Origin of the sequence: Acinetobacter sp. YH01021, from assembly GCF_013420255.1 — a bacterium.
GTDB lineage: Bacteria > Pseudomonadota > Gammaproteobacteria > Pseudomonadales > Moraxellaceae > Acinetobacter.
In genome coordinates, this window is sequence record NZ_VOYO01000004.1 from 60259 (window position 1) to 84051 (window position 23793).

The following is a 23793-nucleotide window of genomic DNA, read 5'->3' on the forward strand; positions in this document are numbered from 1 at the left end:
TTTATTGATGGGTAAATTTGGCTGGGCGTTTTTCTACAAAGGCCTGCATGCCTTCTTTTTGATCGGAACCGGCAAAAATCGAATGGAAAACCCGGCGTTCAAAGCGCAGGCCTTCAGCCAGGCTCACTTCAAAGGCCCGATTAATTGATTCTTTAATCATCATCACGGCAGTAAGCGACTTTTCAGCAATTTTCTCGGCAGCTTGCAGGGTTTGTTCCAGCAATTCTTCCTTGGCAAAAACCCGAGCCACCAAACCACTTTGTTCCGCTTCCTGCGCCCCCATCTGCCGTGCAGTCAGGCACATTTCCATGGCTTTGGCCTTACCAATCGCCAAGGTTAAACGCTGGGTCCCGCCAATGCCGGGCAACACGCCTAAGGTCACTTCAGGCAGACCAAATTTTGCATTATCAGCGCAGTAAATAAAGTCGCACATTAAAGCCAGTTCGCAACCACCACCCAAAGCATAACCACTCACTGCGGCAATTAAAGGTTTACGACGCTGCGCAATTCGATCGGCCAGACTGAAAAAATCATCCAGATAAATTTGCGGAAAATTCAGATCTGCCATTTCTTTAATATCGGCACCAGCGGCAAAGGCTTTTTCCGAACCGGTAATCACAATACAGCCAATTGCCGGATCTTTTTCCAGCTGATCCAGTGCCTGATTGACTTCAACAATCAGCTGGTTATTCAGTGCATTTAACGCTTGTGGGCGGTTTAAAGTAATTAGGCCGACACCATTACGTTGTTCTAATAAAATCGTTTGCCATTGCATGAAATAAGTCCTTTTAAAATTAGAGGCTGCGTGCAATCACCAGGCGCTGAATATCGCTGGTGCCTTCATAAATCTGACAAATCCGCGCATCGCGATAAATCCGCTCAATCGGAAAATCTTTCAGATAACCGTAGCCGCCAAAAATCTGCAGCGCTTTGGAGCAGACACGTTCCGCCATTTCCGAAGCAAATAGCTTGGCCATGGAGGCTTCAGTTAAACAGGTTTCACCGGCTTCTTTCTTGCGTGCTGCAAAATGGACCAGTTGCCGTGCTGCTTCAATTTCAGTCGCCATACTGGCCAACCTGAAAGAAATCGCCTGCTGTTCAAAAATAGGTTTGCCAAAAGCCACGCGGTCGTGCGCATAAACAGTGGCTTCTTCCAATGCGGCACGTGCCAAGCCAACCGCCTGTGCGGCAATGCCGATCCGACCACCTTCCAGATTAGCCAAGGCGATTTTTAAACCTTCGCCTTCGGCACCGAGTCTTAAACTTTCATGAATGCGGACATCAGTTAGGGCAATCTGACAGGTATCCGAAGCATGCAGGCCGAGTTTTTCTTCCACCCGAATGACTTCATAGCCAGGTGTGTCTCGCGGCACTAAAAATGCACTCATGCCTTTTTTGCCCGCAGCTGGATCAGTCACGGCAAACACAATAATCATCCCGGCATTGTGCCCTGAGGTAATGAACTGTTTGGCGCCATTCAGAATGTAATGATCGCCATCCTTGACCGCCCGAGTTTTAATGGCAGCAGCATCCGATCCGGTATGCGGTTCGGTTAAGGCAAAGGCACCAATCATTTCACCTTGCGCTAAAGGCTTTAAAAATTGCTGCTTTTGCTCTTCCGTGCCGAACTTCAAAATCGGCACACAACCCACGGAGTTATGTACGCTCATAATCGCGGATGTTGCGCCATCGGCCGCAGCGACTTCTTCTAAGGCCAAGACATAAGCCAGCGTGCCTGTGCCCGAGCCGCCCCATTCTTCCGGAATCAGCATGCCTAAAAAACCCAGCTCTCCCATTTGGGCCAAGGCATCTTTGGGAAAGATGCCTTTTTGATCCCACTCGCCGGCAAAGGGTTTAATCTGTTCCTGGGCAAAGCTTTTGGCCATATCCTGAATTAGTTTTTGCTCTTCCGTTAGTTGCATCGATGCTTCCTTCAATCTTCTTATTTAATCTATTGGCTTTATGAGCTTATGCAGTTTTGGATTGCTGTTTGTTGATTTCCTGATTCCGGAGTAAAAAGCGTTGAATTTTACCGCTTGGGGTTTTCGGCAATTCGGTCACGAATTCAATCAGGCGTGGATAGGCATGCGCAGACAAACGCTTTTTCACAAATTGACCGAGTTCTTCTTCCAGATGGGTCGAAGCTGCAAAATTATTCGCCAGAATCACAAAGGCTTTAATCACTTCGGTACGCTCGGGGTCAGGTACACCAATCACCGCAGCTTCAATCACGGCATCATGTTCCAGCAAGGCACTTTCTACATCAAATGGGCCGACCCGATAGCCTGACGTTGTAATGACATCATCACTACGTCCAACGAAGCTCATACTGCCATCAGCATGGATTTCCGCGGTATCACCGGTTAAATAGTAGTGGCCGACAAAGGGAGATTTACGGCTTTCTTCATAGCCAGAGAACCACATCATCGGCGATTGGCTGATATCAACCGCTAAGATTCCCGGGACGTCAGCCGCTAATTCATGACCCTGTTCATCGACAACGGCAATTCGGTAACCCGGGCTGGCAAAGCCTGCCGAACCTGAACGGACCGGATGTTCCAGGGCATGATGATTACACACCACCATCCCGACTTCAGTCTGGCCATAATGGTCATAAATCGGTACATCCAGCACCTCTTTAAACCAGCGGATCACTTCCGGATTTAACGGTTCACCCGCACTGCTGACGACACGTAATTTACCGCGCAGTTTTGCCATTTGAGCAGGATCGGCTGCCATCATCATGCGGTAAGCGGTCGGTGCACCAGCCAGATTGGTAATGCCATATTCCTTAACAATGTCGCAGACACTTTCCGCATTAAACCCACCTTCATAAAACAAGGTCGAGTGTCCAAGTATTAAGGGGCCAGTAATCGCGTAATACAACCCGTAGGCCCAGCCGGGATCGGCAATATTCCAGAAAGCATCTTCAGGAGTCAGACCAATGGCATTTTGCATATAGCTTGCAAAAGCAATCAGCGCTTTTAAAGGGACTTTAAGCGGTTTCGCTGGTCCAGTGGTGCCCGAGGTAAACATCAATAAAAATGGATCATCAACATTCAGGATCTCCAGCTCACAAGCTTCAGCCTGACGGTTTAATACCGTCCAGAAGCTGAGGTCGTGCGGATAGCGCTCTGCCTCAGTTTCGGCATGTACCGTCACAATCGGTGGACAGTTGCTGATCTCGGATAATTTGTCCCGATTCGCCAGATCAGTCACCACCAGCTTGCTTTGCGCCAGCTGAATACGATGCTCGATGGCTTTGGGACCAAAGGCCGTAAATAAGGGTTGATAGACAGCACCAATCCGCCAGGTTGCCAAAATAGTAATGATCAACTCGGGAGTACGTGGTAATAATCCGGAAACGCGGTCGCCTTTACCAATGCCTTGAGACTTTAAAAAGTTGGCAAACTGGCTGGAATATTTTTTGAGTTCGGCAAAGCTATACTGTTCTTTACGGCCATCTTTACCATGCCAGTACAAGGCAATGGCATCGGAATTGGCATGACGGTCACAGCATTCATAACAGGCATTTACTGCCTGCATTGAACCGGAGAGATACTGGCTTGCAACCGTGTTTAAATCAAAGTCTTGAACCGTTGTTTGATAATCTAACATGTTAAACCTCAGCCTGAATTTATCGTTATTACTGACAAGGTGTAATTATTGAAGCGAATCCTTGCTCCATCTAATCTTTTAAGTTTTAAGCAGGTGGCGTGGTGTATTGATGCATGATGCTGGAGAAGTCCAGATGGGCATCACCTTCCTGACACAGTTGTTGATAGAGTTTTTGTACCATGCTGCCCAGAACCACCGGCTGATCCACCTGTTGCGCAGCATCCACGGCCAAGCCCAAATCTTTGAGCATCAGTTGTGCGGCAAAACCGTCGGTATAACCCCGCGATGACGGCGCATTGACACAAATATCGGGCCACGGATTATAAATTTCCGAACTCCAGCAGCGTCCGGTGGAACTGTTAATCACGCCAGCCAAGGCCTGTGGATCAATGCCCAGTTTAGCCCCGAGTGCCATCCCTTCTGCAACCGCAGTCATGGAAATCCCCAGAATCAGGTTATTGCAGATTTTTGCGACCTGTCCTGTTCCTACAGCGCCACAATGCACCAGATTTTTGCCCATACAGCTGAGAACAGGTTTAACGGCCTCAAAGGTGGCATCATCTGCGCCGACCATAAAGGTTAAAGTGCCATCTTTGGCACCTAAAGTACCGCCGGATACCGGTGCATCACAGACGCGAATCTGCTTGGCCTGAGCTGCTGCAGCAACCTCCTGAATGGTTTGCGGATCAATGGTGCTGCTGTCGATACATAAGCTGCCCGCTTGAAGCACCTCCAGAATACCGTGTTCACCCAAATAGACTTCACGCACATGCTTGGCTGCAGGCAACATGCTGACCACGATCTCCGCCTGCTTCGCGGCAGCTTGTGGACTGTCGCAGACGATACCGCCAGCTTCTGCAAAATGCTGTAAAGCCACTGCACTTAAGTCATAACCAAAAACCTGATGACCGGACTTGAGCAAGTTTTGCGCCATGGAACCGCCCATGTTGCCTAAACCAATAAATGCAATCTTCATGCTGATGCTCCTTAACGCAGACTGATCGTGGTATTGACACCGGTGGTTTCCTGGTTATCTTCAAACCATCGGCTGGTAACGGTTTTGGTCTGGGTATAGAACTGCACCGCCTGTTTGCCATAAGGACCGAGATCACCCAGTTTTGAACCGCGTGAACCGGTAAAACTGAAGAAAGGCACAGGTACAGGAATTGGAATGTTAATGCCCACCTGACCGATATCAATCTGGTTCTGGAAGGTACGTGCCGTATTGCCATTTTGGGTAAACAGTCCAACGCCATTACCAAACGGATTGGCATTAATCAGTGCAATGGCCTGCTCTAAAGTGTCGACATGCATGATTGCCAGTACCGGACCAAACACTTCTTCTTTATAAATGCGCATATCGGTCGTGACCTGATTAAAAATCGTTGGCCCGACAAAATTACCTTGTTCATAGCCTGGAACCTGTACATCACGGCCATCCAGCAGCAGTTCTGCACCCTGTTCAACACCACTGTTAATTAAATCGATGACACGCGATTTGGCACGGGTTGAAATCACTGGTCCAACATCGGTATTCGGTTCATGCCCGGCATTTACCTTTAAGGTTTTGGTTTTATTGACCAGTTCATCGACCCAGTGCTTGGTCTCACCGACCATTACCGCCACGGAAAGTGCCATACAACGTTGACCTGCTGCGCCAAAAGCTGCACCGACCAAGGCATTTAAGGTCTGTTCTTTATTCGCATCTGGCATCACCACCACATGGTTTTTGGCGCCCATCATCGACTGCACACGCTTGCCGTGTTGGCCTGCAAGGTTATAGACATGCGTGCCGACTGCAGTCGAACCGACAAAAGAAATCGCCTTGATATCGCGATGGGTACACAGTAGATCGACCACTTCTTTGCCGCCATGTACCACATTCAGTACGCCTGCCGGCACACCTGCCTGAATCGCTAACTCAACCAGCATCATGGTCGATAGTGGATCCTGTTCAGAAGGCTTTAAGACAAAAGTATTGCCGCAGACAATCGCCATCGGGAACATCCACAGTGGAATCATCGCCGGAAAGTTAAACGGGGTAATTCCTGCACAGACACCCAAGGGTTGCTGCAAAGTATAGGTATCGACACCGCGTGCAACACCTTCAATATACTCGCCCATTTGTAGGGAACCGATCGAACAGGCATGCTCCACCACTTCTAAACCACGCTGGATATCACCTTCGGCATCGGCCAGGGTTTTGCCCTGTTCCGCCGTTAAGACTCGGGCGATACTTTTTAGGTTTATACGAATCAGATCCTGCAGTTTCAGCATGATTCGCATACGTGCCTGGATCGGGGTCTGGCGCCAGCTGGCAAATGCATTTTGTGCAGCAGCAATGGCGGCATTAACTTCTTCTGCGGTAGCAAAAGGCACTTGGCCCAAGATTTCCTGAGTGGCAGGATTAACAATATCTTGCCAATGGCTGGTTCTTGATTCGACAAATTCACCATTAATGAGGAGTTTTGCGGTGGTGAATCCGGTACTTTGCTGTGGATGAGAAATGGCGTTCATGGTCGCTCCGTGCTGGTTTGTTATTGTCGTTGTATCTGCCTTTACTGGCTTTTATTTAACGTATAATTTTTACGCTGTTTCAGCAGACTAACAAAGAACACTTTGACCACCAATAGAAATTGGTGCACGATGGTTGTGCAAATATGCACAGGAATTTAACAGGATGTTAAATAAAAAATGAAAGTAGATTGGGATCATTTACGCTTTTTTCTGGTTTTAGCACGTGCTAAAACACTCACCAACGCAGCACGCTTAATCGGGGTTGAACATAGCACCGTAGCGCGGCGGATTCAGGCCCTGGAAAATACCCTCGGTACTCAACTGTTTAAGCGCGAAGCCACCGGTTATGAACTAACCTCGGAAGGTCTGGCACTGGTGCCGCGTGTGGAACAGATGGAACAGTCCTTTATCCAGATTGACAAGCGCCATGATCCCTTGCAAGGTCGGGTCCGGATTGGTGCGCCAGAAGGCTTTGGCACGGCATTTTTAGCCCGTCTTTTGGCAGAATTTTCCCAGCATTATCCTTTGTTGACCATTGACCTGATTCCGGTACCGAAAGCGATCAAACTTTCACATCGAGAAGCCGATATTGTGATCGCGATTGACCGGCCCAAATCTGGACCCTATATCATTACTCGTTTGTCTAATTACTGCCTAAAACTGTATGGCAGCCAGCATTATTTACAGCAAAATCCGGAAATTAAAAAACTGGAAGACCTCAAACAGCACCGTTTTGTTGATTATATTGATGATCTGGTCTATAGCACTGCACTATATTCGCTGGAGCGTCTTCCCTTACAGGTCAGTGCCTGTTTTCGCAGTAACAGTATTCTGGCGCAGGAAATTGCCGTGCGTGCAGGTGCCGGGCTGGCTATTTTGCCGAAATTTCTGGTCAATGATAAAAGTGAACTGAAAGAGGTGCTGGGTCATCAACTCAGTTTTACCCACACTTTCTGGATGCTAACGCTGGTCGATCTGCAACATGAACCAAAAATTAAACTGGTCTGGGATTTCTTGCGTAAACAAGCCGATCTTCAGCAAGACCTGTTAATGGGCAGATGAATATTGAACACACTGTTCACTTTGCAAGGCTACGTACTTTAGTTAAATCAACTGAAACAACAACGTATCGATACAGCAAATGAACGTATCACAACATTCCTGACGCTCATGACTTGTTAAATTAACAGTCGATCATTCGCGATGTTTTTTAATGAGCTACAGGAAAATAATATGAAAATCTTGATGGTACTGACTTCACATGACCAGCTGGGCGATACTGGCAAAAAAACTGGCTTCTGGTTGGAAGAGCTAGCTGCGCCTTATTACACCTTTGTCGATGCAGGCGCAGAGGTAGTTTTGGCTTCTCCTGCAGGTGGTCAGCCACCATTAGATCCAAAAAGTAATGAGCCGGATGCGCAAACCGAAACCACCAAACGCTTTGAAGCAGATGAGGTGGCCATGCAGGCTCTTGCTAATACACATAAGTTGAGTGAAGTCTTAAATCAGGATTTTGATGCCGTGTTCTATCCGGGTGGTCACGGTCCATTATGGGATCTAGCCAAAGACCAGAATTCTATTTCTTTAATTGAGCAGACTTTACAGGCAGATAAACCTGTTGCGCTGGTCTGTCATGCACCGGGTGTACTTCGTGAAGTCAAAGATGCCGAAGGCCGTTCTATTGTAGAAGGCAAGACAGTCACCGGTTTTACTAATACCGAAGAAAACGGCGTAGGCCTAACCGATATTGTGCCATTTTTAGTGGAAGACATGCTGAAAGAAAAAGGCGGGAAATATTCCAAAGCTGAGGATTGGCAGGTGCATGTACAGCAAGATGGTTTACTGATTACCGGGCAAAATCCGGCCTCTTCTGCTGCAACCGCAGAAGCTTTATTAAAATTATTAAAATAGAAGTTAATCTAAAATTCGTATTAATCTTTTAGATCGCTTCTTTTTGAATAAGAAAAACCCTGAATGATGCAAGATTATTCAGGGTTTAATTTATCTATTTATTCCCAGATTTAGTTCGCTTCAACTGCCGTTGAGGCAATATGCTGAGCCAGTAATTCTCTGAGTTTAAATTTCTGGATTTTTCCCGATGGCGTCATCGGAATATCCTCCCAGATTTCCAGGCGTTCCGGAAGATACTGCATAGCCAGATTATGAGTTTTCAGGAAATCTACCAGCTCATTAAAACTTAACGGCTTTGTCTGATCTTTCAGCTTGATGATTGCACAGGAACGCTCGCCCATTCGCTCATCTGCATAAGCCACTAAAGCTACTGTGGCGATATTCGGATGCTTATAAAGTAGTGATTCAATTTCCGCGACCGGAATATTTTCTCCGCCACGGATAATCACATCTTTCTTGCGGCCGCAGATCCGGATATAGCCCTGCTCGTCCTGATAGGCAATATCGCCAGTATCAAACCAGCCTTCAGTATCTGTATCGTTCAAATGTGGACGTTTTAAATAACCACCAAAATTTGAACAGGTGCGGATCATCAAACGCCCGGATTCATTCACGGCTTTGGTCTGACCTTTTTTATCCACGATCTTGATTTCCACACCTGGTAAAGCGATGCCATCAGTATTGAAAGAGCGTTCATCCTCATCTTCAGGTAGAGTCAGCGTCACCGCACCACATTCGGTCATACCCCAGGCTGATATGACTTTAACACCCAGAGTTTCCCGGGCTTTTTGTACCAATGGCCCCGGAATGGGTGCACCAGCACACAGGAAAATTTTTAGTGAATCAACCTTGTCATGCTGTTCCGCCACGGTATTGGACAAATCATTCAAAAATGGGGTCGAGGCCATGGTGAAATTCACCTGATGCTGATGAATTAGATCCACTGCTTTGGCTACATCCCAGCTTGGAAACATGGGACAACTTGCAAGCTGATTTCTTTGATTTTTATGGTCAGGCCTTAAATAAGCTGGCTTTTGATGATGTGGTTACCCTAATTCGTCTGCTCAATAAAGTAAATGATGGTTTAAAAAGTATTCATCTGCATAAAGAAACGGATCAGGAATAAACAAATAGAAATATAGCTTTAATTGAAGAATATAAAAAAGAGCCTGAATTCAGGCTCTTTTTTATAAATTGAAATTATGCCTTTTGTGGATCGTATTGACGGTCTTTAATGAATATCCCGGACACTGCGCCACACAAGAAATAGGCACCCCCCATAATCAGGAAGCCTAAGCCAATTGAACCACCGCTGGCTGCCGCGCCAATAATTGCAGGGGCAAACATGGCGCCGATACGACCTGCATTATAAGCACCGCCTACCGCAGTACCACGAATCGAGGTGGCGAAGCTTTCTGTCATATAAGTGGCATTAATCGCATATGGAATACCATACAGGAATCCAAAGAAAATCAGCAGATAGGCAATATTCTCTGGCGTATTGAATAGCACAATCACGGGCAGGAAAATCGCCGTTCCAATTGCTCCAAACGAAAAGACAGCGCGTCTACCCAGACGGTCTGCGGCAAAGCCCGCTAGAATTTTCCCGAAAATCATCGCCACATAAGTACCAATCATATAGCCGGCCATAGATTTAAAATTCATGTGCAATTCAGATTCCAGATATGCCGGCATCCAGTTATTTACGCCATAGTAGCCAAATTGCAGAAAACCGGCCGTAAATATCCACAAGATGAACATTCTGCGATTCGCAGGATCCGCGAAAATCTCTTTGACTGTGCTTTTTTTGGCGGGTTGCTGTGCTGTGATTTCAGCTGGGGCATATAGACGCTGCAAACGTGCACGCTGCCAGGATTCTGGCTCAGGAACCAGTTTCTGGATAAAAATCGCCATAACCGAGGGAATAATGGCAATAAAAAACAGGGTTCGCCAGCCATATTCCGGAATGATCCAGCCTGCCAGTACAGTGGCCACAATATAACCGACGGTCCATCCTGCCTGTAAGGTACCTAAAACCGTGGTGCGATATTCAGTTGGAACATATTCAGCCATGAGCGTATTGGCTGCAATATATAAAGAGCCTATGCCGAAAGCAGACAGAAAGCGTAAAACAGCAAATTGTTCAAAGTTTTGTGCAAAGCCTAAGGCTGCGGTCAATATGGAAAATACCAGAATCGAAATGACTACGGTACGTACACGGCCCAGACGGTCACAGGCCCAGCCCCCTATAAAGCCACCAATCGCCATACCTGCTAAGGTAAAACTGCCTAGTGTACCAGCCTGCAGATTACTGAGACCAAACTCTGCTTTCAGGCTATTTAAACTGAAAGACAGCAGCAACATGTCCGCGCCATCTACCAGTAAAGCCAGAAAGGCGAAAATAAAAGCAATTTGCTGCGTTCGTTTGGTCGTAGGTTTAATCTTTTCTAATTCTCTCGCTAAATCCGTCATATTTAAATCTCTGTTTTCCTATCCTTAGGTTTTCATGATCTTTTATATTTAAAGCTATTCCGCTAATGAATATGCTTTAAGGCTAATCCGTTTTTAATTCACTTGATTGACTCCTTTTTTAATCCTGTCTGGGAGATCGCTTTTTCCTTTTTATCAGTGACCTCTTGTTCTTCGTTCATACTTATATTTGCATCAGGCTAAAGAAAATAAGATGAATATTCATCATTTTAGATGTTTTATTTTGTTATACGAAATTTATTATCATAAAGTTGATTGTTCTTTCATTTTCATATAGCTTTAAAAAGAGGGATAAGAACGATATGTCATTTGAATAAGATCGAACAGGGAGCGCAATAATGGGTGCCTTAACAGGATTTCGTATACTGGATTTAAGCCGGATTCTGGCTGGGCCTTGGTGTAGCCAGATTCTGGCTGATCTGGGTGCAGAAGTGATCAAGATTGAAAAACCGGATCGTGGGGATGATACCCGTATCTGGGGACCACCTTGGCTTAAAAACAATCAGCAGCAAGATACCCATGAATCGGCTTATTACCTGTCAGCCAACCGTGGCAAGCACTCGGTTGCAATCGATTTATCTACACCTGAAGGTCAACGTATTATCAAAAAACTTGCTGAACAGAGTGATGTAGTCATTGAAAACTATAAAGCCGGTTCGTTGAAACGATATGGGCTGGATTATGAAAGTCTAAGTCAACTAAATCCGCGACTGGTATATTGTTCTATTACCGGTTTTGGCCAGAACGGTCCGCGTGCTCAAGAGCCGGGTTATGATTTTATCGTTCAGGGAATGGGCGGCATGATGAGTGTCACGGGTGAACGTGATGATCTGCCCGGTGGTGGCCCGCAAAAAGCAGGTCTGGCCTTTGCCGATTTGACCACCGGCTTATATGCCGCAATTGCCATTCAGGCGGCTTTGTTGTCCCGTGAGAAAACCGGTGAAGGTCAGTATATTGATATGGCGCTGCTAGATACCCAGGTTGCTTCCCTCTCTGTTCTGGCCATGAATTATCTCACCTCAGGCAAAGTCCCCGGTCGCTTCGGAAACGCGCATGCCAATATTGTGCCCTATCAGGTGTTCAAAGCCCAGGAAGGTGAATTTATTATTGCCTGTGGTAATGATCTGCAATTTCAAGCTTTGTGTCAGGCCGTTGGTTTGGCTAAGGTGGCAGAAGATCCTCGCTTCTTGAAAAATTCAGGACGTGTTACACATCGTGAAGAACTGACCATAGTTCTACAGGCTCATTTCTATACTCGACCGGCAAAAACCTGGGTGGATCTGATTCATGCAGTTAAAGTACCGGTAGGAATGATCAATGACCTGAAACAGACTTTGCAAGAAGAACAGGTATTGGCACGCGATATGGTGATTCAGATGCCGCATACCTTACGTGAAGATTACACCTCAATCGGTTCACCGATTAAACTCTCCAAGACACCGGTAGAATATAAAAAGGCCCCACCTTGTCTGGGTGAAGATACCGATGCCATTTTGAGTCAATATTTAAGTTCTGCTGAAATAGAAGAACTGAAAAGCAAAAAAGTCATCCAGCAGCGATAAGCCTGCAAGCAATAAAAAAGGAATCTTTCGATTCCTTTTTTATTTTAAATCTAATGGACTAGATCATTCCTTAACAGGCTTTGGCGCTCGGCTGAACAGTACGAGGCAGCTCGCGACGCAGAATTTTTCCTACTGCAGACTTTGGTAATCCAGCCACAAACTCAATGTATTTGGGCAATTTATAACTGGTCAGTTGCTGCTTCAGATAAGTCATGACTTCATCTTGGGTCAGAGTTTCATCCTGTTTCACAATAAATGCCTTGGGTACCTGTCCAGACTTTTCATCATCAATACCAATCACTGCACATTCCAGTATTTTAGGATGTTTGGACAGCACGCCTTCCAGCTCATTGGGATAAACATTAAATCCGGAGACCAGAATCATGTCTTTTTTGCGGTCCAGAATGGTGATATAGCCTTGTTCGTCCATACAACCGATATCACCTGTCAGGAAGAATCCATCTTTGGTAAATACCTGTGCTGTTGCTTCGGGTTGCTGCCAGTATCCTTTCATTACCTGTGGACCACGTATGGCGATTTCTCCAGCCTGATTAAGCTCTACAGGTTTTCCTTCATCATTCAGAATTAGAATTTCAGTTCCTGCCAATGGCAAGCCAATCGTGCCACTAAATCGCCGGCTTAAAGGCGGGTTAAAAGTTGCAGTCGGTGAGGTTTCAGAAAGTCCGTAGCCTTCATAAATCTGGCAGCCTGTAACCTCATGCCATAACTCTGCCGTATTTTTCAGAATAGATGCTCCTCCGCCGGTTGTGGTTTTCAGGCGTGAATGATCCAGCTCACGGAAACGTGAATGATGCGCCAAGGCATTAAACATGGTATTCACACCCGGAAAAACGGTCGGTGGATGTTTCTGGTATTGATCCACCAAAGCATCCAGATCTCTCGGATTTGGAATCAGCACATTGGCGAAACCTCGGCTCAGACCATAACTGAACAGGCAGATGGTAAATCCATAAATATGATACAGTGGCAAGGCACAGAAAACATATTCATTTTCAGTGGCATAACGGTCACCAAAATGGCTGATAAATACGGTACTGTTTTGGGCAATATTAAATAGAATATTACGGTGACTCAGTTCAGCACCTTTAGAAACACCTGTGGTTCCTCCCGTGTATTGCAGAATGACCGTATCTTCCTGATGCTGTACAGGCGGTTCAAACTCAATAATCTTTACCTGATTTATTGCCTGTTTAAAGTCAGAAAACTGTTTATCTGGATATTGTGCTGCCTGACTATAAATAGCACTTGGCTGCTCTTGAATAAAATCCAGCGGATGCGTCGAAATGACATATTTGAGTTCAGGACATTCATCTAGTGCTGTTAATTGCTCTAAAGTCTGTCCCAGGATAATCAGGGCTTCTGCACCTGAATCCTGTAGTTGATGATAGAGCTCGCGCTGGGTGTACATGGGATTGACATTGACCAGCACATAACCCGCACGAATAATGGCAAAAGTAGCAATTGGATATTGAATAATATTAGGCAGCATCACCGCAATACGGCTGCCAGCAGTCAGCCCAAGGCTCTGTAAATAGCTTGCCAGTTTCTGGCTATACACATCGATATCGTGATAGCTGAATTTACGATCCAGATAGATAAATGCGGTTTTATCCTGAAATTTTACCAAATTCTCAGCAATTATCGTGCTCAGGGTTTTCTCAGGATCTGGCCGGGTAAACTCCGGATTGATATTCCACTTTTTATATTCTTCCATCCATGGCTGACTGCTCATGACTATACTCCTGTCCTGGATTTACAATTATTTTGTATCATTTAAACCATAAGATTTTGATTTTAATTAAATATTTTTAAACCACTTTCTGCTGTCTCGATTCAACATACTGGTAGTGATAACCGCTACGAATAAAATGCTGATTTTTATCCCTAAATGAATGAGCATAATCCGGCCAGACCAAAGTCAGCTTGCGACTGACCGGGTCCAGATACCAGCTTTTACAGCTTTCCGATAACCAGACACTACCTTGCGAAAGCTGCTGTAGCTCCTGCATATAGCTATTTTCAGCTTCTTGATCTGCTTCAAAGACCTGAATCTGTTCCTGCTCAAAAAACTGCAAGGCATCCAGCACCAGATCAAACTGGGTTTCCAGAAAATAAAGTGCTGAATTATGTCCACTGCCTGTATTTGGCCCATTCAGGATGAACAGGTTTGGAAAGTTGTGTACGGTCGTTGACTGATAACCCTGCATACCGCTGGACCATTGCTGTTCCAGACTTAAACCCTGTTTACCGACTACCTTTGCGGCATAGGGTGGACGCGCCGCTTCAAATCCTGTCGCAAATACGATGATATCTGCAGAAAATTTATTTCCAGCCTGGCTTAATACACCGTCTTTCATAACTTCTGCCAATGCTGAGTCTTCAAGTGTGACATTTGGTTTTAGAAAAGTCGGATAATAATCATTAGAAAGCAATAAGCGCTTACAACCAGGTTCATAATTCGGCGTAAGTTTGCGCTGTAATTCAGGATCTGAAATCTGATGTTTTAAGAATTGCAGGCAGTTTTTCTTGACCCGCTCAATCTGGCTTTTCAGATTACGGCGCTGGGCAAAATTGTATTCATTGCCCCAGAACAAGGAATGTCTGAGGGCCGACATACTGTCCGGATCTTTGCGGAAAAGCTGTTTTTCTGACTCAGAATAAGCTCGGTCTGGTCGGGGCAAAATATATGGCGCACTACGTTGCAAGACGGTCAGGCTTTTTGCTGTTTTGGCAATTTCCGGTACAAGCTGGATGGCAGAAGCACCAGAACCGACCACAACGATATGCTGATTTTCCAGATTCAGCTCGTGGTTCCAGCGCGCAGAATGCATCACTTGGCCTTCAAATTCTTCCAGCCCCGGAATTTGTGGGAGATGCTTATCTGCCAGATGCCCGGTTGCGGTAATTAAAATCTCAGCCTGATACAGACCTATAGAGGTGTGAATTTCCCAGATGCGTTCTCGTGCATTCCAGCTGGCCTTTTCCAGTTGGGTATGAAAATTAATATGGGGCCGGATATTTTCCTGATCACAGCATTGAATTAAATAGCGCTGAATTTCTACCCCTTGTGGAAAGACACGCGACCAGTTGGGATTTTGAATAAACGAGAAAGAATATAAATGGGAAGGTACATCACAGGCGACTCCGGGATAGGTATTGTCACGCCAAGTACCGCCCACTTCTGCTGCACGTTCAATGATTTTAAAATCGTGGATGCCCTGCTGTTTAAGGCGGATTGCCATTCCCAAACCACCAAAACCGCTGCCTACAATTAGAATCTTGCTGCGCTGTCCTTTAGCTTGCATTATTTATCTCCTTTAAGGCATATAAGGCTGGATTTTTTGATTCACCGGATATTGTTCTGGATGCTGGCTAAACTGGTTTACCAGTTGCACCACTTCGGCTGGCGCTTCGACATAGAGCGCATGTCCTGAAGAAATTTCGATATAGCGACTGTTCGAAATTGAAGCAAACAGCAGTTTAGCTTGCGCTACAGGCACCATGCGGTCTTCACGACAGGCAACGACTAGAGTCTCTGCACAGATGTCAGATAAAGCTGATGTAATATCAATGCGATAATTCAGTTCACGCTGTTTGGCTGCATCTTGGGATGGTTTAACAAAGCGTGCCAGATCCAGCACCTGCTGTTCGCTTCGTGCAGACAGATAATCATCGCTATACAGGCAATAATTGACAAAATGAGGCAAGGCCGCAGATTGTTCAGTAAATAACTGTTGCCAGATAACGGTACGCAGTTGTTGCACCGAGCTAGTTTTGGCCCAACCGGCTAACAGGATCAAACGCGCTACGCGCTGTTTTAAACTGGCTGCTACTTGTGCAGCAATCACTGCACCGAGTGAATAGCCGACCACTGTAATGGTTTCATCTTCTGCAACCACATGCTGAATCAGTGCTTCAACTTGTTGGCTAAAATCGGTCACCGCCAGATCGGCTTTATCTGGGGTATGTAAATCAATGGATAAAACCCGTTGATGAATACCCAGCATCGGAAAAATATAACTGAAATGCTTGTCGGTATTTCCACCGGTGCCATGAATCAAAATAATAGTCGGAAATGCAGAACGCTGTCCGACTTCATGAAAATTAAGCTGCAGATCAGCATAAGGACACTGTCGAGTAATCATGTCTAAATCCATATAGACTCCTGATCTTGTTGTTTTATGGTTTATTCAATATCCGAGAATAAATCTCAATATTTGAATTGGGTGAGGATGCAAAAATTATTAAAAAAGACCCACGACACGAGTATCGTGGGTCAAAAGCTTTAATCGAATTTGAACTCTTCAGGTTCAAGTAAAAACAGGCTTTCACCGCCCGCCTGAATATTGGCAAAGTGGGTTGAAGTTCTTGGCAAAATACGCGCAAAGAAGAATTGTGCAGTTTTGATCTTGGCTGCATAGAACGGATCAGTATTGCCTTCTTCAATTTTCTGCTGCGCAGTAATTGCCATTTTCAGCCACAAATAAGCGGACACGACATAACCAGAGAAATATAGGTAGTCAACTGATGCTGCCCCAATTTCATTGGCAGACTGTTGAGCCTGCTCCTGAATGGTTCTGGTTAATTTCAGCCATTTTTCAGTCAACTGGCTGACTTGTGCAACTTGCTGGCTGAACTGGACATGTTGCTGATGCTCTTTTACAAAGCCCTGAATTTCATCGGTTAATGCGGTCAGCAAACCCAATTTTGAGCCCAGCACTTTACGCGCCAGCAAGTCAATGGACTGAATTTCAGTAGTTCCTTCATAGAGGCTGGCAATACGTGCATCACGGGCAATCTGTTCCATGCCATGTTCAGCAATATAACCGTGACCACCGAAAATCTGCATACCATGTTTAGCCGCTTCTATGCCGGTTTCGGTCATTAATGCTTTGGCAATAGGGGTTAATAATGCTAGACGGTCTTCAGCTGCTTTCTTTTCTTCCGGGCTGTCAGTGGCTTCAGCGATATCGGCATAGGTCGCCAGATAATATGCAAGTGCACGTGAACCTTCTGCAAACACCTTTTGAGTCAGCAGCATGTTACGTACTGCCGGATGCACGATAATCGGATCTGCAGGCTGGTCTGGCGCTTTCGCACCTTCAAGTGAACGCATCGCCAGACGGTCTTTGGCATAAGCCAATGCACCCTGATAAGAAGATTCTGCTGCTGCCAAGCCTTGAATGGCTGTACCGATACGTGCCGAGTTCATAAAGGTAAACATGCAGTTTAGGCCGCGATTTTCAGGCCCAATCAGGAAACCTTTGGCATTATCAAAATTCAGCACACAGGTCGCGTTACCGTGAATGCCCATCTTGTGTTCAAGAGCGCTACATACCACGCCATTACGGGAAGCCACATTACCAGCTTCATCCAGATTGTATTTCGGCACAATAAACAGCGAAATACCTTTGGTTCCCGCAGGTGCATCTGGCAAACGTGCCAATACGATATGCACGATATTTTCAGCCAGATCATGTTCACCGGCTGAGATAAAGATTTTCTCGCCACTGATGCTATAGCTGCCGTCTTCATTTGGCACTGCTTTGGTACGGATTAAACCTAGGTCAGAACCGGCATGAGATTCAGTCAAGCACATGGTTCCAGTCCAGCGGCCTGCAATTAAAGGTACCAGAAACTTCTGTTTCTGTTCATCGCTACCGTGGTGCTCTAAAGTACGCATGGCACCATGGGACAGGCCTGGGTACATGCCCCAAGACCAGTTCGTTGCGGTAATAATTTCAGAAATGGCAATACGGTATAAGGTCGGGAAGCCCTGACCGCCATATGCTTCGTCACCAGTTAATGAGGTAAAGCCGAGTTCTACATATTTGTCATAAGCTGCTTTAAACCCATCCGGGGTAGTTACGACGCCATCCTGCAAACGGCAACCCTGCTGGTCGCCTGTCGCATTAATCGGTAGAAGTTCGTTTTGGCAAAAGTCCGCAGCGACTTCCAGATATTGCTCCATAATATCCATAGAAACCTTGTCTGCGAATTTTGCATAGCCCTGATATTTCTGTTCAACGTTTAACAGGTCTTTCAGGACAAACTTCATGTCTTTTAATGGCGCAATATAATTTCTCATCGTAATTCCCTTGTATGAGTTCTAATTTGTATATTTATGACAATTAATTTCATAATACGAAATTATGTTTTAAATCCACTATAATATAATTTAAAGAATAAAATCTAGTCATTCGATGAAATTTCCCATTTAAAAATAAAAAATATACAGGATGAAAAAAGCCATTCATGGTGGAATGGCTTTTCTATTCAGCGACTTCACTAAAGTTGATTAACGTGGAAAAAATTGAGCTAAACGTTGCTGAACAATCTGCTCTGCCTCCTGCATGATATTTTCGATCAGCGCCTGACAAGTCGGAATGTCATGAATCAATCCCATCACTTGACCTGCAGTCAGTACACCAGCATCAATATCGCCATTTTCTAAAGCGAGCTTGCCTTTTAAACCGCTGACATAGGGACGAATCTGTTCAAATTGCAGGTTTGGATCTTTACTCATTTTCACCACAAGATCAGATACCGCATTTTTGGCAACACGGGCAGTATTCCTGAACTGTCGATACAGCAGATGTGTCGCCCTTTCATCATTATCGACATAGAACTGTTTGATGTTTGAATGGATCGGCGCTTCCTTAGTGGCACAAAAGCGTGTACCCATATTGATGCCTTCAGCACCTAAAGCCAAAGCTGCGACCAGACCACGGCCATCAGCAAAACCGCCACTGGCCACAATCGGCACAGTAAGCTGATCCGCAGCGGCAGGAATTAAAATCAGGCCAGGAATATCGTCCTCACCCGGATGGCCCGCACATTCAAAACCATCAATCGAAATGATATCCGCACCGATTCTTTGTGCTGAAAGCGCATGACGGACGGAAGTACATTTATGAATGACAATAATGCCGTGTTGCTTAAACGCCTCAATATGTTCATGTGGCTTGTTGCCTGCTGTTTCTACGATTTTGATACCGCTTTCAATGATCGCCTGTCGGTATTCTGCATATGGCGGCGGATTCACAGCGGGCAATAAAGTCAGATTGACCGCAAAAGGCTGATCGGTCATTTCTCGGCAGCGTGCAATTTCCTTGACCAAGGCTTCAGGCGTCGGTTGAGTCAATGCCGTTAATGTTCCCAAGCCACCTGCATTAGATACGGCACTGGCCATTTCTGCGGTACCGACCCACATCATGCCGCCCTGAATAATTGGATAGCGAATGCCTAAAAGCTCGGTAATACGGGTCTGAATTCTCATAAATGCTCTCCTTAGCATCCGGTAAATTGTGCAGGGCGTTTTTCGACAAAAGCCTGGACACCTTCTTTATAGTCCTGACTGCTCAGAGCCAGATATTGCAGGTTTTGTTCCAGCTCCAATTGCTGGTCTATGTTATTTTCAGCACTGCGTTGCAAGGCCTGTTTGGTTAAAGCCAGCGCATAAGTCGGCTGTTGAGACAATCGCTGTGCAATGTCGTCGATATAAGCATCAAATTCTGTATCTGGAAGCATTTTCCAGATCATGCCCATTTCGGCGGCCTCTTTGGCATGCACCGGTTCGCCCAGAAAAGTGAGTGCCATGGCACGTGCATAACCGATTAAACGTGGCAACATCCAGGTGCCACCGGCATCAGGAATCAAGCCAATTTTAGAAAAAGCCTGAATAAATCGGGCACTTTCCTTGGCAATGACCAGATCACAGGCCAGCGCGATATTGGCACCTGCACCGGCAGCCACACCATTCACTGCTGCGATCACCGGTTTGGGACTCTGGCGGATCAGGTTAATCAGGGGATTATAGTATTTGGCCAGCGAGCCTTGCGGTGGCAAAGGCACATTGCCGAGCTGTCCAGCACGTTCTTTTAAATCCTGTCCCGCTGAAAACGCCCGGCCATTACCGCGAATCACAATCACCCGTATATCCGGATCTGTATTCCAGTTTTTCAGCACCTGCTGCACTTCCTCATGCATTTGCCGGTTAAAACTGTTGAGTGAATCCGGGCGGTTAAAGCTTAAGGTTGCGACGCCTTGCTGAACCTGAGTTTGAATCGTTTCCCACATCATCAATTTCCTTATTTTTTGCCTGTATCCCTACAATTAATAGCCCTTATTAACATCTACCTGATGGCACAAATCCAGGCCCTGATTAAAACGGCAGTCGTTTTCCAGAATCTGTTCCACCACCACAGACATGGGCGCATGTGAGGCGACATGTGGTGTAACAACGATCTTTTCATGCTGCCAGAATGGATGTTCAGCAGCTAATGGCTCCTGTTCAAACACATCGACAATTGCACCACGCAGATGGCCTGAATCCAGCGCTACCAATAAATCCTGTTCGATTAAATGCTGGCCTCGCCCGACCTGAATGAGAGCTGCCTGTTCAGGGAGTTGCTGGAATAATTCAGCAGATAGAATGCCGGTATTTTTTTCTGTAAGTGGCAACAGGTTAATCAGGATCTGGCTTTGAGCCAGGAAATCGGACAACTGTTCTGAACCGACATAGCTTTTAACCTGATCAATCTCTTTCGGGGAATTGGCCCAGCCCGAGACCTGATAGCCCATGTCGGCAAGACGTTCCGCTACATAAGACCCCATATGCCCAAGACCCATAATCCCGATCTGGATATGCTGGCTATAACTCTGACGATACTGCTTCCATAGCTGCTGCTTTTGTTGCTGAATCATGCGGTCAAAATAACGCTGAAAATACAGCACACCCCAAAGCAGGTAATCAAACATGCCTTTTTGATGATGCGGATCGAGTACCCGGCACACGGCTTGATCAGGTCTTATCTCATTCAAGTTTAAATGCTCGACTCCTGCCGCAATCGAATGAATCAGGCCAAGTTTTGGGAGCTGCTGCAATTTCTCCAGATCTGGAAACCAGCATGCGGCCGTGGTCGCCTGCTCTGCTTCCGGGCTGTCCACTGTACAAAAACTGCTCTCAGGGGCATATTTCTGAAAAGACTTGACCAGAATGGCTTCAATGTTCGGCACAGTACTGGATATCACAATCATGATGCATACTCCGTATATTGATGCTCAATCAGGGATAACGCAGCCTGCCAGGCACGCTGTAAAATCGGTTCTACCAACGGACTGGCGAACTGTTTAGCAGTTTTAATTCGGACTTCTTCTGCTGGATAATGCAATTCAGCACCGCCACTTAAGGCCTTCACCTGTGCCTGACAGGCACGCTCCAGAAAATAGATTTCATGAAAGGCCCGAGCGATCGTTTCGCCAGCTGTTAAAAGTCCGTGATTGCGTAAAATCATGGCGCGATGGCCGCCTAGGTCCTGAATCAGGCGTTCCTGCTCATCTGTTGAGAGTGCCACGCCTTCATATTCGTGATAGGCCACCTGCTGATAAAATTTCAGCGCATGCTGGGAAATGGGAAGAAGTCCGTGTTTCTGTGCAGACACTGCTATGCCGTCTGCGGTATGCGTATGAATGACACAGTTCAGATGAGCATGTGCTTCATGAATTGCGGAGTGGATGACGAAGCCAGCCATATTCACTGGCTTGTCCTGTTCATAGCTTTCTACGACCTGCCCTTCATGATTAATCTTGACCAGCGTTGAGGCACACATTTTTTCAAAAGCGACACCATACTGATTAATCAGAAAACAGTCAGGCTGATCAGGGACTCTTAAACTGATATGGGTATCAATTAAATCAGTCATCCGGTAATGCGCAATAATGCGATAAAGCGCTGCGAGTTCACAACGTGCCTGCCATTCAGCATCTGTGACGAGATTTTTTATTGTCATCGTTCCATCCTGGAAAAATATAGCATTTCGATCACTATCTGTTATATCATAATTTTAGAAAAACAGAATATTATTTCATAAAGCGAAATAAATCATTATAAGGAGTTGATATGCCCACATCACAATTAAACGGACTCGAATATCTAACCGCAATTAAGAATGGGGAAATTTCCAGTTCAGCCATGAGTGAAATTATTCCCATGCGTCTGATCTTGGTGCGCGAAAACTATGTGGAATATGAGGTGCGTCCTGATCAGCGCCATTATAATTTACAGGGTGGTATTCATGGCGGCTTTTGTGCAACGGTTCTAGATAGTGCCACTGGCGCTGCCGTGCATACGACAGTAGATGCAGGTGTCAGTTTCTCGACTATTGACCTGAATGTAAAAATGCTGAAAGCGATGAAAAGCGGCGAAACCTATACAGCTATTGGTGAAGTCATCCGGATCGGGCGTAATGTACTGACCTCAGAAGGCCGAATTATCGATAAAGAAGGTAAAGTTTATGCTTTTGGTTCAGCGACTTTATTAGTCACTGCCCGTAAGTAAATCATTACAGTGATGTAATCAATCCCTGCATGTGCAGGGATTTTTATTTTGAAAGAAGAATCCCAATAAAGAATGCCATGCATATCATAGATACATGGCATTAAGACTATGACTAAACTGTTATGCAGCTTCAGGGTTTTCAATCACCATCGCCAAGCCTTGACCCAGACCGATACACAGACTAATCACGGCATATTTTTTACCGGTACGCTGTAACTGACGTGCAACGGTTAAAGCCAAACGCGCACCCGAACAGCCCAGTGGATGACCAATGGCAATCGCACCACCATTTGGATTGACACGCGGATCATCCAAAGCGACATCCAGACCTTTCAGGCAAGATAATACCTGACTGGCAAAGGCTTCATTAATCTCGATGATATCCATATCGTCTAGCGTCAAACCCGCACGCTGTACTGCCTTTTTAATCGCTTCAATTGGGCCTGCTCCCATGATGCGTGGCTCAATGCCAGCGGCTGCAGAAGACAGAATACGAGCTAAAGGTTTTAAGCCATACTGTTCCTGCACTTTTTCACTGCCGATAATCAGTGCTGCAGCGCCGTCATTGATTCCTGATGCATTACCTGCTGTTACTACACCACCTTCAAATAGCGGTTTTAACTTGGATAAAGCTTCAAATGTTGAAGAAGCACGTGGATGCTCATCCTCAGTAATTTGTTTAGGCGGCAATTTGCGTCCTTGAGAAACTTCAATCGGGGTAATTTCACCTTCAAAGAAACCTGCTTCTTTCGCTGCCTGATATTTTGCCTGTGATGCAGCAGCAAAGGTATCAGCCTGTTCACGGCTAATACCAAATTCTTCAGCCACGTTATCACCTGTTTCAGGCATACTGTGCGCGCCAAACTGATCCGTAAATTTACGGTTCGGGAAACGGGTACCAATCGTGGTGTCATAAATTTTGGCATCACGTGAATAAGCACTTTCTGCTTTGCCCATCACAAAAGGCGCGCGGGTCATACTTTCTACGCCACCGGCAATGTACAACTCGCCTTCACCTGCAGTAATGGCACGTGCCGAATCAATCACAGCACCGAGACCTGATGCACATAAGCGGTTTACCGTCTGACCTGGAACTGTTACCGGCATACCTGCTAACAATGCTGCAAAACGTGCCACATTACGGCTGTCTTCACCGGCCTGGTTGGTGCTACCAAAGATTACATCTTCTACATCTGCTGCCGGGATACCGGTTTTTTCCAGCAGGTTTTTAATGACTGTTGCTGCCAGATCATCTGGACGTACGCTTGCCAGACTGCCTGCATGGCGACCGATTGGCGAACGTAAACCATCATAAATATATGCATTTAACATGAG

Annotated in this window: 19 protein-coding genes and 2 pseudogenes; 5 read left to right on the forward strand and 16 right to left on the reverse strand. The window is 45.9% G+C overall.

Going from position 1 to position 23793, the window contains the following annotated elements; all coding sequences use genetic code 11:
* Position 1: 1 nt before the first annotated feature.
* From FTT86_RS04875 to FTT86_RS04895, 5 genes are all read right to left on the reverse strand, one after another.
* The gene (locus tag FTT86_RS04875) at positions 2-775 is read right to left on the reverse strand and encodes an enoyl-CoA hydratase (RefSeq protein ID WP_004646938.1); all 774 of its coding nucleotides are present in this window, start codon (positions 773-775) and stop codon (positions 2-4) included.
* A 19-nt stretch (positions 776-794) separates the two neighbouring features.
* Complete coding sequence (locus tag FTT86_RS04880) at positions 795-1922, reverse strand: acyl-CoA dehydrogenase family protein (RefSeq protein ID WP_180180708.1); 1128 nt, start codon at positions 1920-1922, stop codon at positions 795-797.
* 46 nt (positions 1923-1968) lie between these two features.
* Positions 1969-3618, reverse strand: coding sequence for an AMP-binding protein (locus FTT86_RS04885; RefSeq protein ID WP_180180709.1), 1650 nt, complete (start codon positions 3616-3618; stop codon positions 1969-1971).
* Between the two features lie 85 nt (positions 3619-3703).
* Positions 3704-4594: a 3-hydroxyisobutyrate dehydrogenase gene (mmsB, locus tag FTT86_RS04890; RefSeq protein ID WP_180180710.1), complete on the reverse strand. Its 891-nt coding sequence runs from the start codon at positions 4592-4594 to the stop codon at positions 3704-3706.
* Positions 4595-4605: 11 nt separating this feature from the next.
* Complete coding sequence (locus FTT86_RS04895) at positions 4606-6135, reverse strand: CoA-acylating methylmalonate-semialdehyde dehydrogenase (protein WP_180180711.1); 1530 nt, start codon at positions 6133-6135, stop codon at positions 4606-4608.
* Positions 6136-6312: 177 nt separating this feature from the next.
* Between FTT86_RS04895 and FTT86_RS04900 the strand changes: the two genes are divergently transcribed.
* Positions 6313-7197: a LysR family transcriptional regulator gene (locus FTT86_RS04900; RefSeq protein ID WP_180180712.1), complete on the forward strand. Its 885-nt coding sequence runs from the start codon at positions 6313-6315 to the stop codon at positions 7195-7197.
* Positions 7198-7368: 171 nt separating this feature from the next.
* Positions 7369-8046: a type 1 glutamine amidotransferase domain-containing protein gene (locus tag FTT86_RS04905; RefSeq protein ID WP_005100372.1), complete on the forward strand. Its 678-nt coding sequence runs from the start codon at positions 7369-7371 to the stop codon at positions 8044-8046.
* A gap of 110 nt (positions 8047-8156) precedes the next feature.
* Here FTT86_RS04905 and FTT86_RS04910 read toward each other — a convergent pair.
* Positions 8157-9008 (reverse strand): annotated as a pseudogene (locus FTT86_RS04910) (AMP-binding protein); the annotation flags it as partial.
* A 2-nt stretch (positions 9009-9010) separates the two neighbouring features.
* Here FTT86_RS04910 and FTT86_RS04915 point away from each other — a divergent pair.
* A pseudogene (locus FTT86_RS04915) lies at positions 9011-9172 on the forward strand (MarR family transcriptional regulator); the annotation flags it as partial.
* Between the two features lie 74 nt (positions 9173-9246).
* Here FTT86_RS04915 and FTT86_RS04920 read toward each other — a convergent pair.
* Positions 9247-10518: an MFS transporter gene (locus FTT86_RS04920; RefSeq protein WP_180180713.1), complete on the reverse strand. Its 1272-nt coding sequence runs from the start codon at positions 10516-10518 to the stop codon at positions 9247-9249.
* A 356-nt stretch (positions 10519-10874) separates the two neighbouring features.
* Between FTT86_RS04920 and FTT86_RS04925 the strand changes: the two genes are divergently transcribed.
* Complete coding sequence (locus tag FTT86_RS04925) at positions 10875-12098, forward strand: CaiB/BaiF CoA-transferase family protein (protein ID WP_180180714.1); 1224 nt, start codon at positions 10875-10877, stop codon at positions 12096-12098.
* 70 nt (positions 12099-12168) lie between these two features.
* Here FTT86_RS04925 and FTT86_RS04930 read toward each other — a convergent pair whose 3' ends face one another.
* The 8 genes from FTT86_RS04930 to FTT86_RS04965 all read right to left on the reverse strand — a co-directional run bounded on the left by FTT86_RS04930 (position 12169) and on the right by FTT86_RS04965 (position 21910).
* Positions 12169-13851 (reverse strand): AMP-binding protein, encoded by a 1683-nt coding sequence (locus FTT86_RS04930; RefSeq protein WP_180180715.1) that lies wholly within the window; start codon positions 13849-13851, stop codon positions 12169-12171.
* A 76-nt stretch (positions 13852-13927) separates the two neighbouring features.
* Positions 13928-15424, reverse strand: coding sequence for an NAD(P)/FAD-dependent oxidoreductase (locus tag FTT86_RS04935; protein WP_180180716.1), 1497 nt, complete (start codon positions 15422-15424; stop codon positions 13928-13930).
* 12 nt (positions 15425-15436) lie between these two features.
* Positions 15437-16276: an alpha/beta fold hydrolase gene (locus FTT86_RS04940; protein WP_180180717.1), complete on the reverse strand. Its 840-nt coding sequence runs from the start codon at positions 16274-16276 to the stop codon at positions 15437-15439.
* Between the two features lie 128 nt (positions 16277-16404).
* Positions 16405-18207, reverse strand: a complete 1803-nt coding sequence (locus tag FTT86_RS04945; protein WP_114541729.1) for an acyl-CoA dehydrogenase C-terminal domain-containing protein — start codon at positions 18205-18207, stop codon at positions 16405-16407.
* A gap of 210 nt (positions 18208-18417) precedes the next feature.
* Positions 18418-19398, reverse strand: coding sequence for a nitronate monooxygenase family protein (locus tag FTT86_RS04950; RefSeq protein WP_180180718.1), 981 nt, complete (start codon positions 19396-19398; stop codon positions 18418-18420).
* 11 nt (positions 19399-19409) lie between these two features.
* Positions 19410-20198, reverse strand: a complete 789-nt coding sequence (locus FTT86_RS04955; RefSeq protein WP_005251790.1) for an enoyl-CoA hydratase-related protein — start codon at positions 20196-20198, stop codon at positions 19410-19412.
* A gap of 36 nt (positions 20199-20234) precedes the next feature.
* Positions 20235-21158, reverse strand: coding sequence for a glyoxylate/hydroxypyruvate reductase A (locus FTT86_RS04960; RefSeq protein WP_005251791.1), 924 nt, complete (start codon positions 21156-21158; stop codon positions 20235-20237).
* Positions 21155-21910 (reverse strand): class II aldolase/adducin family protein, encoded by a 756-nt coding sequence (locus FTT86_RS04965; protein WP_148334787.1) that lies wholly within the window; start codon positions 21908-21910, stop codon positions 21155-21157. The genes FTT86_RS04960 and FTT86_RS04965 overlap by 4 nt, the downstream gene beginning before the upstream one ends.
* A gap of 110 nt (positions 21911-22020) precedes the next feature.
* Here FTT86_RS04965 and FTT86_RS04970 point away from each other — a divergent pair, with 110 nt between their 5' ends.
* Positions 22021-22458 carry a PaaI family thioesterase gene (locus tag FTT86_RS04970; RefSeq protein WP_103800035.1) on the forward strand — a complete coding sequence of 146 codons (438 nt, stop codon included), beginning with the start codon at positions 22021-22023 and terminating at the stop codon, positions 22456-22458.
* Positions 22459-22578: 120 nt separating this feature from the next.
* Here the strand turns inward: FTT86_RS04970 and FTT86_RS04975 are convergent, their stop codons facing one another.
* Positions 22579-23790, reverse strand: a complete 1212-nt coding sequence (locus FTT86_RS04975; RefSeq protein ID WP_004646962.1) for a 3-oxoadipyl-CoA thiolase — start codon at positions 23788-23790, stop codon at positions 22579-22581.
* Positions 23791-23793: the final 3 nt, after the last annotated feature.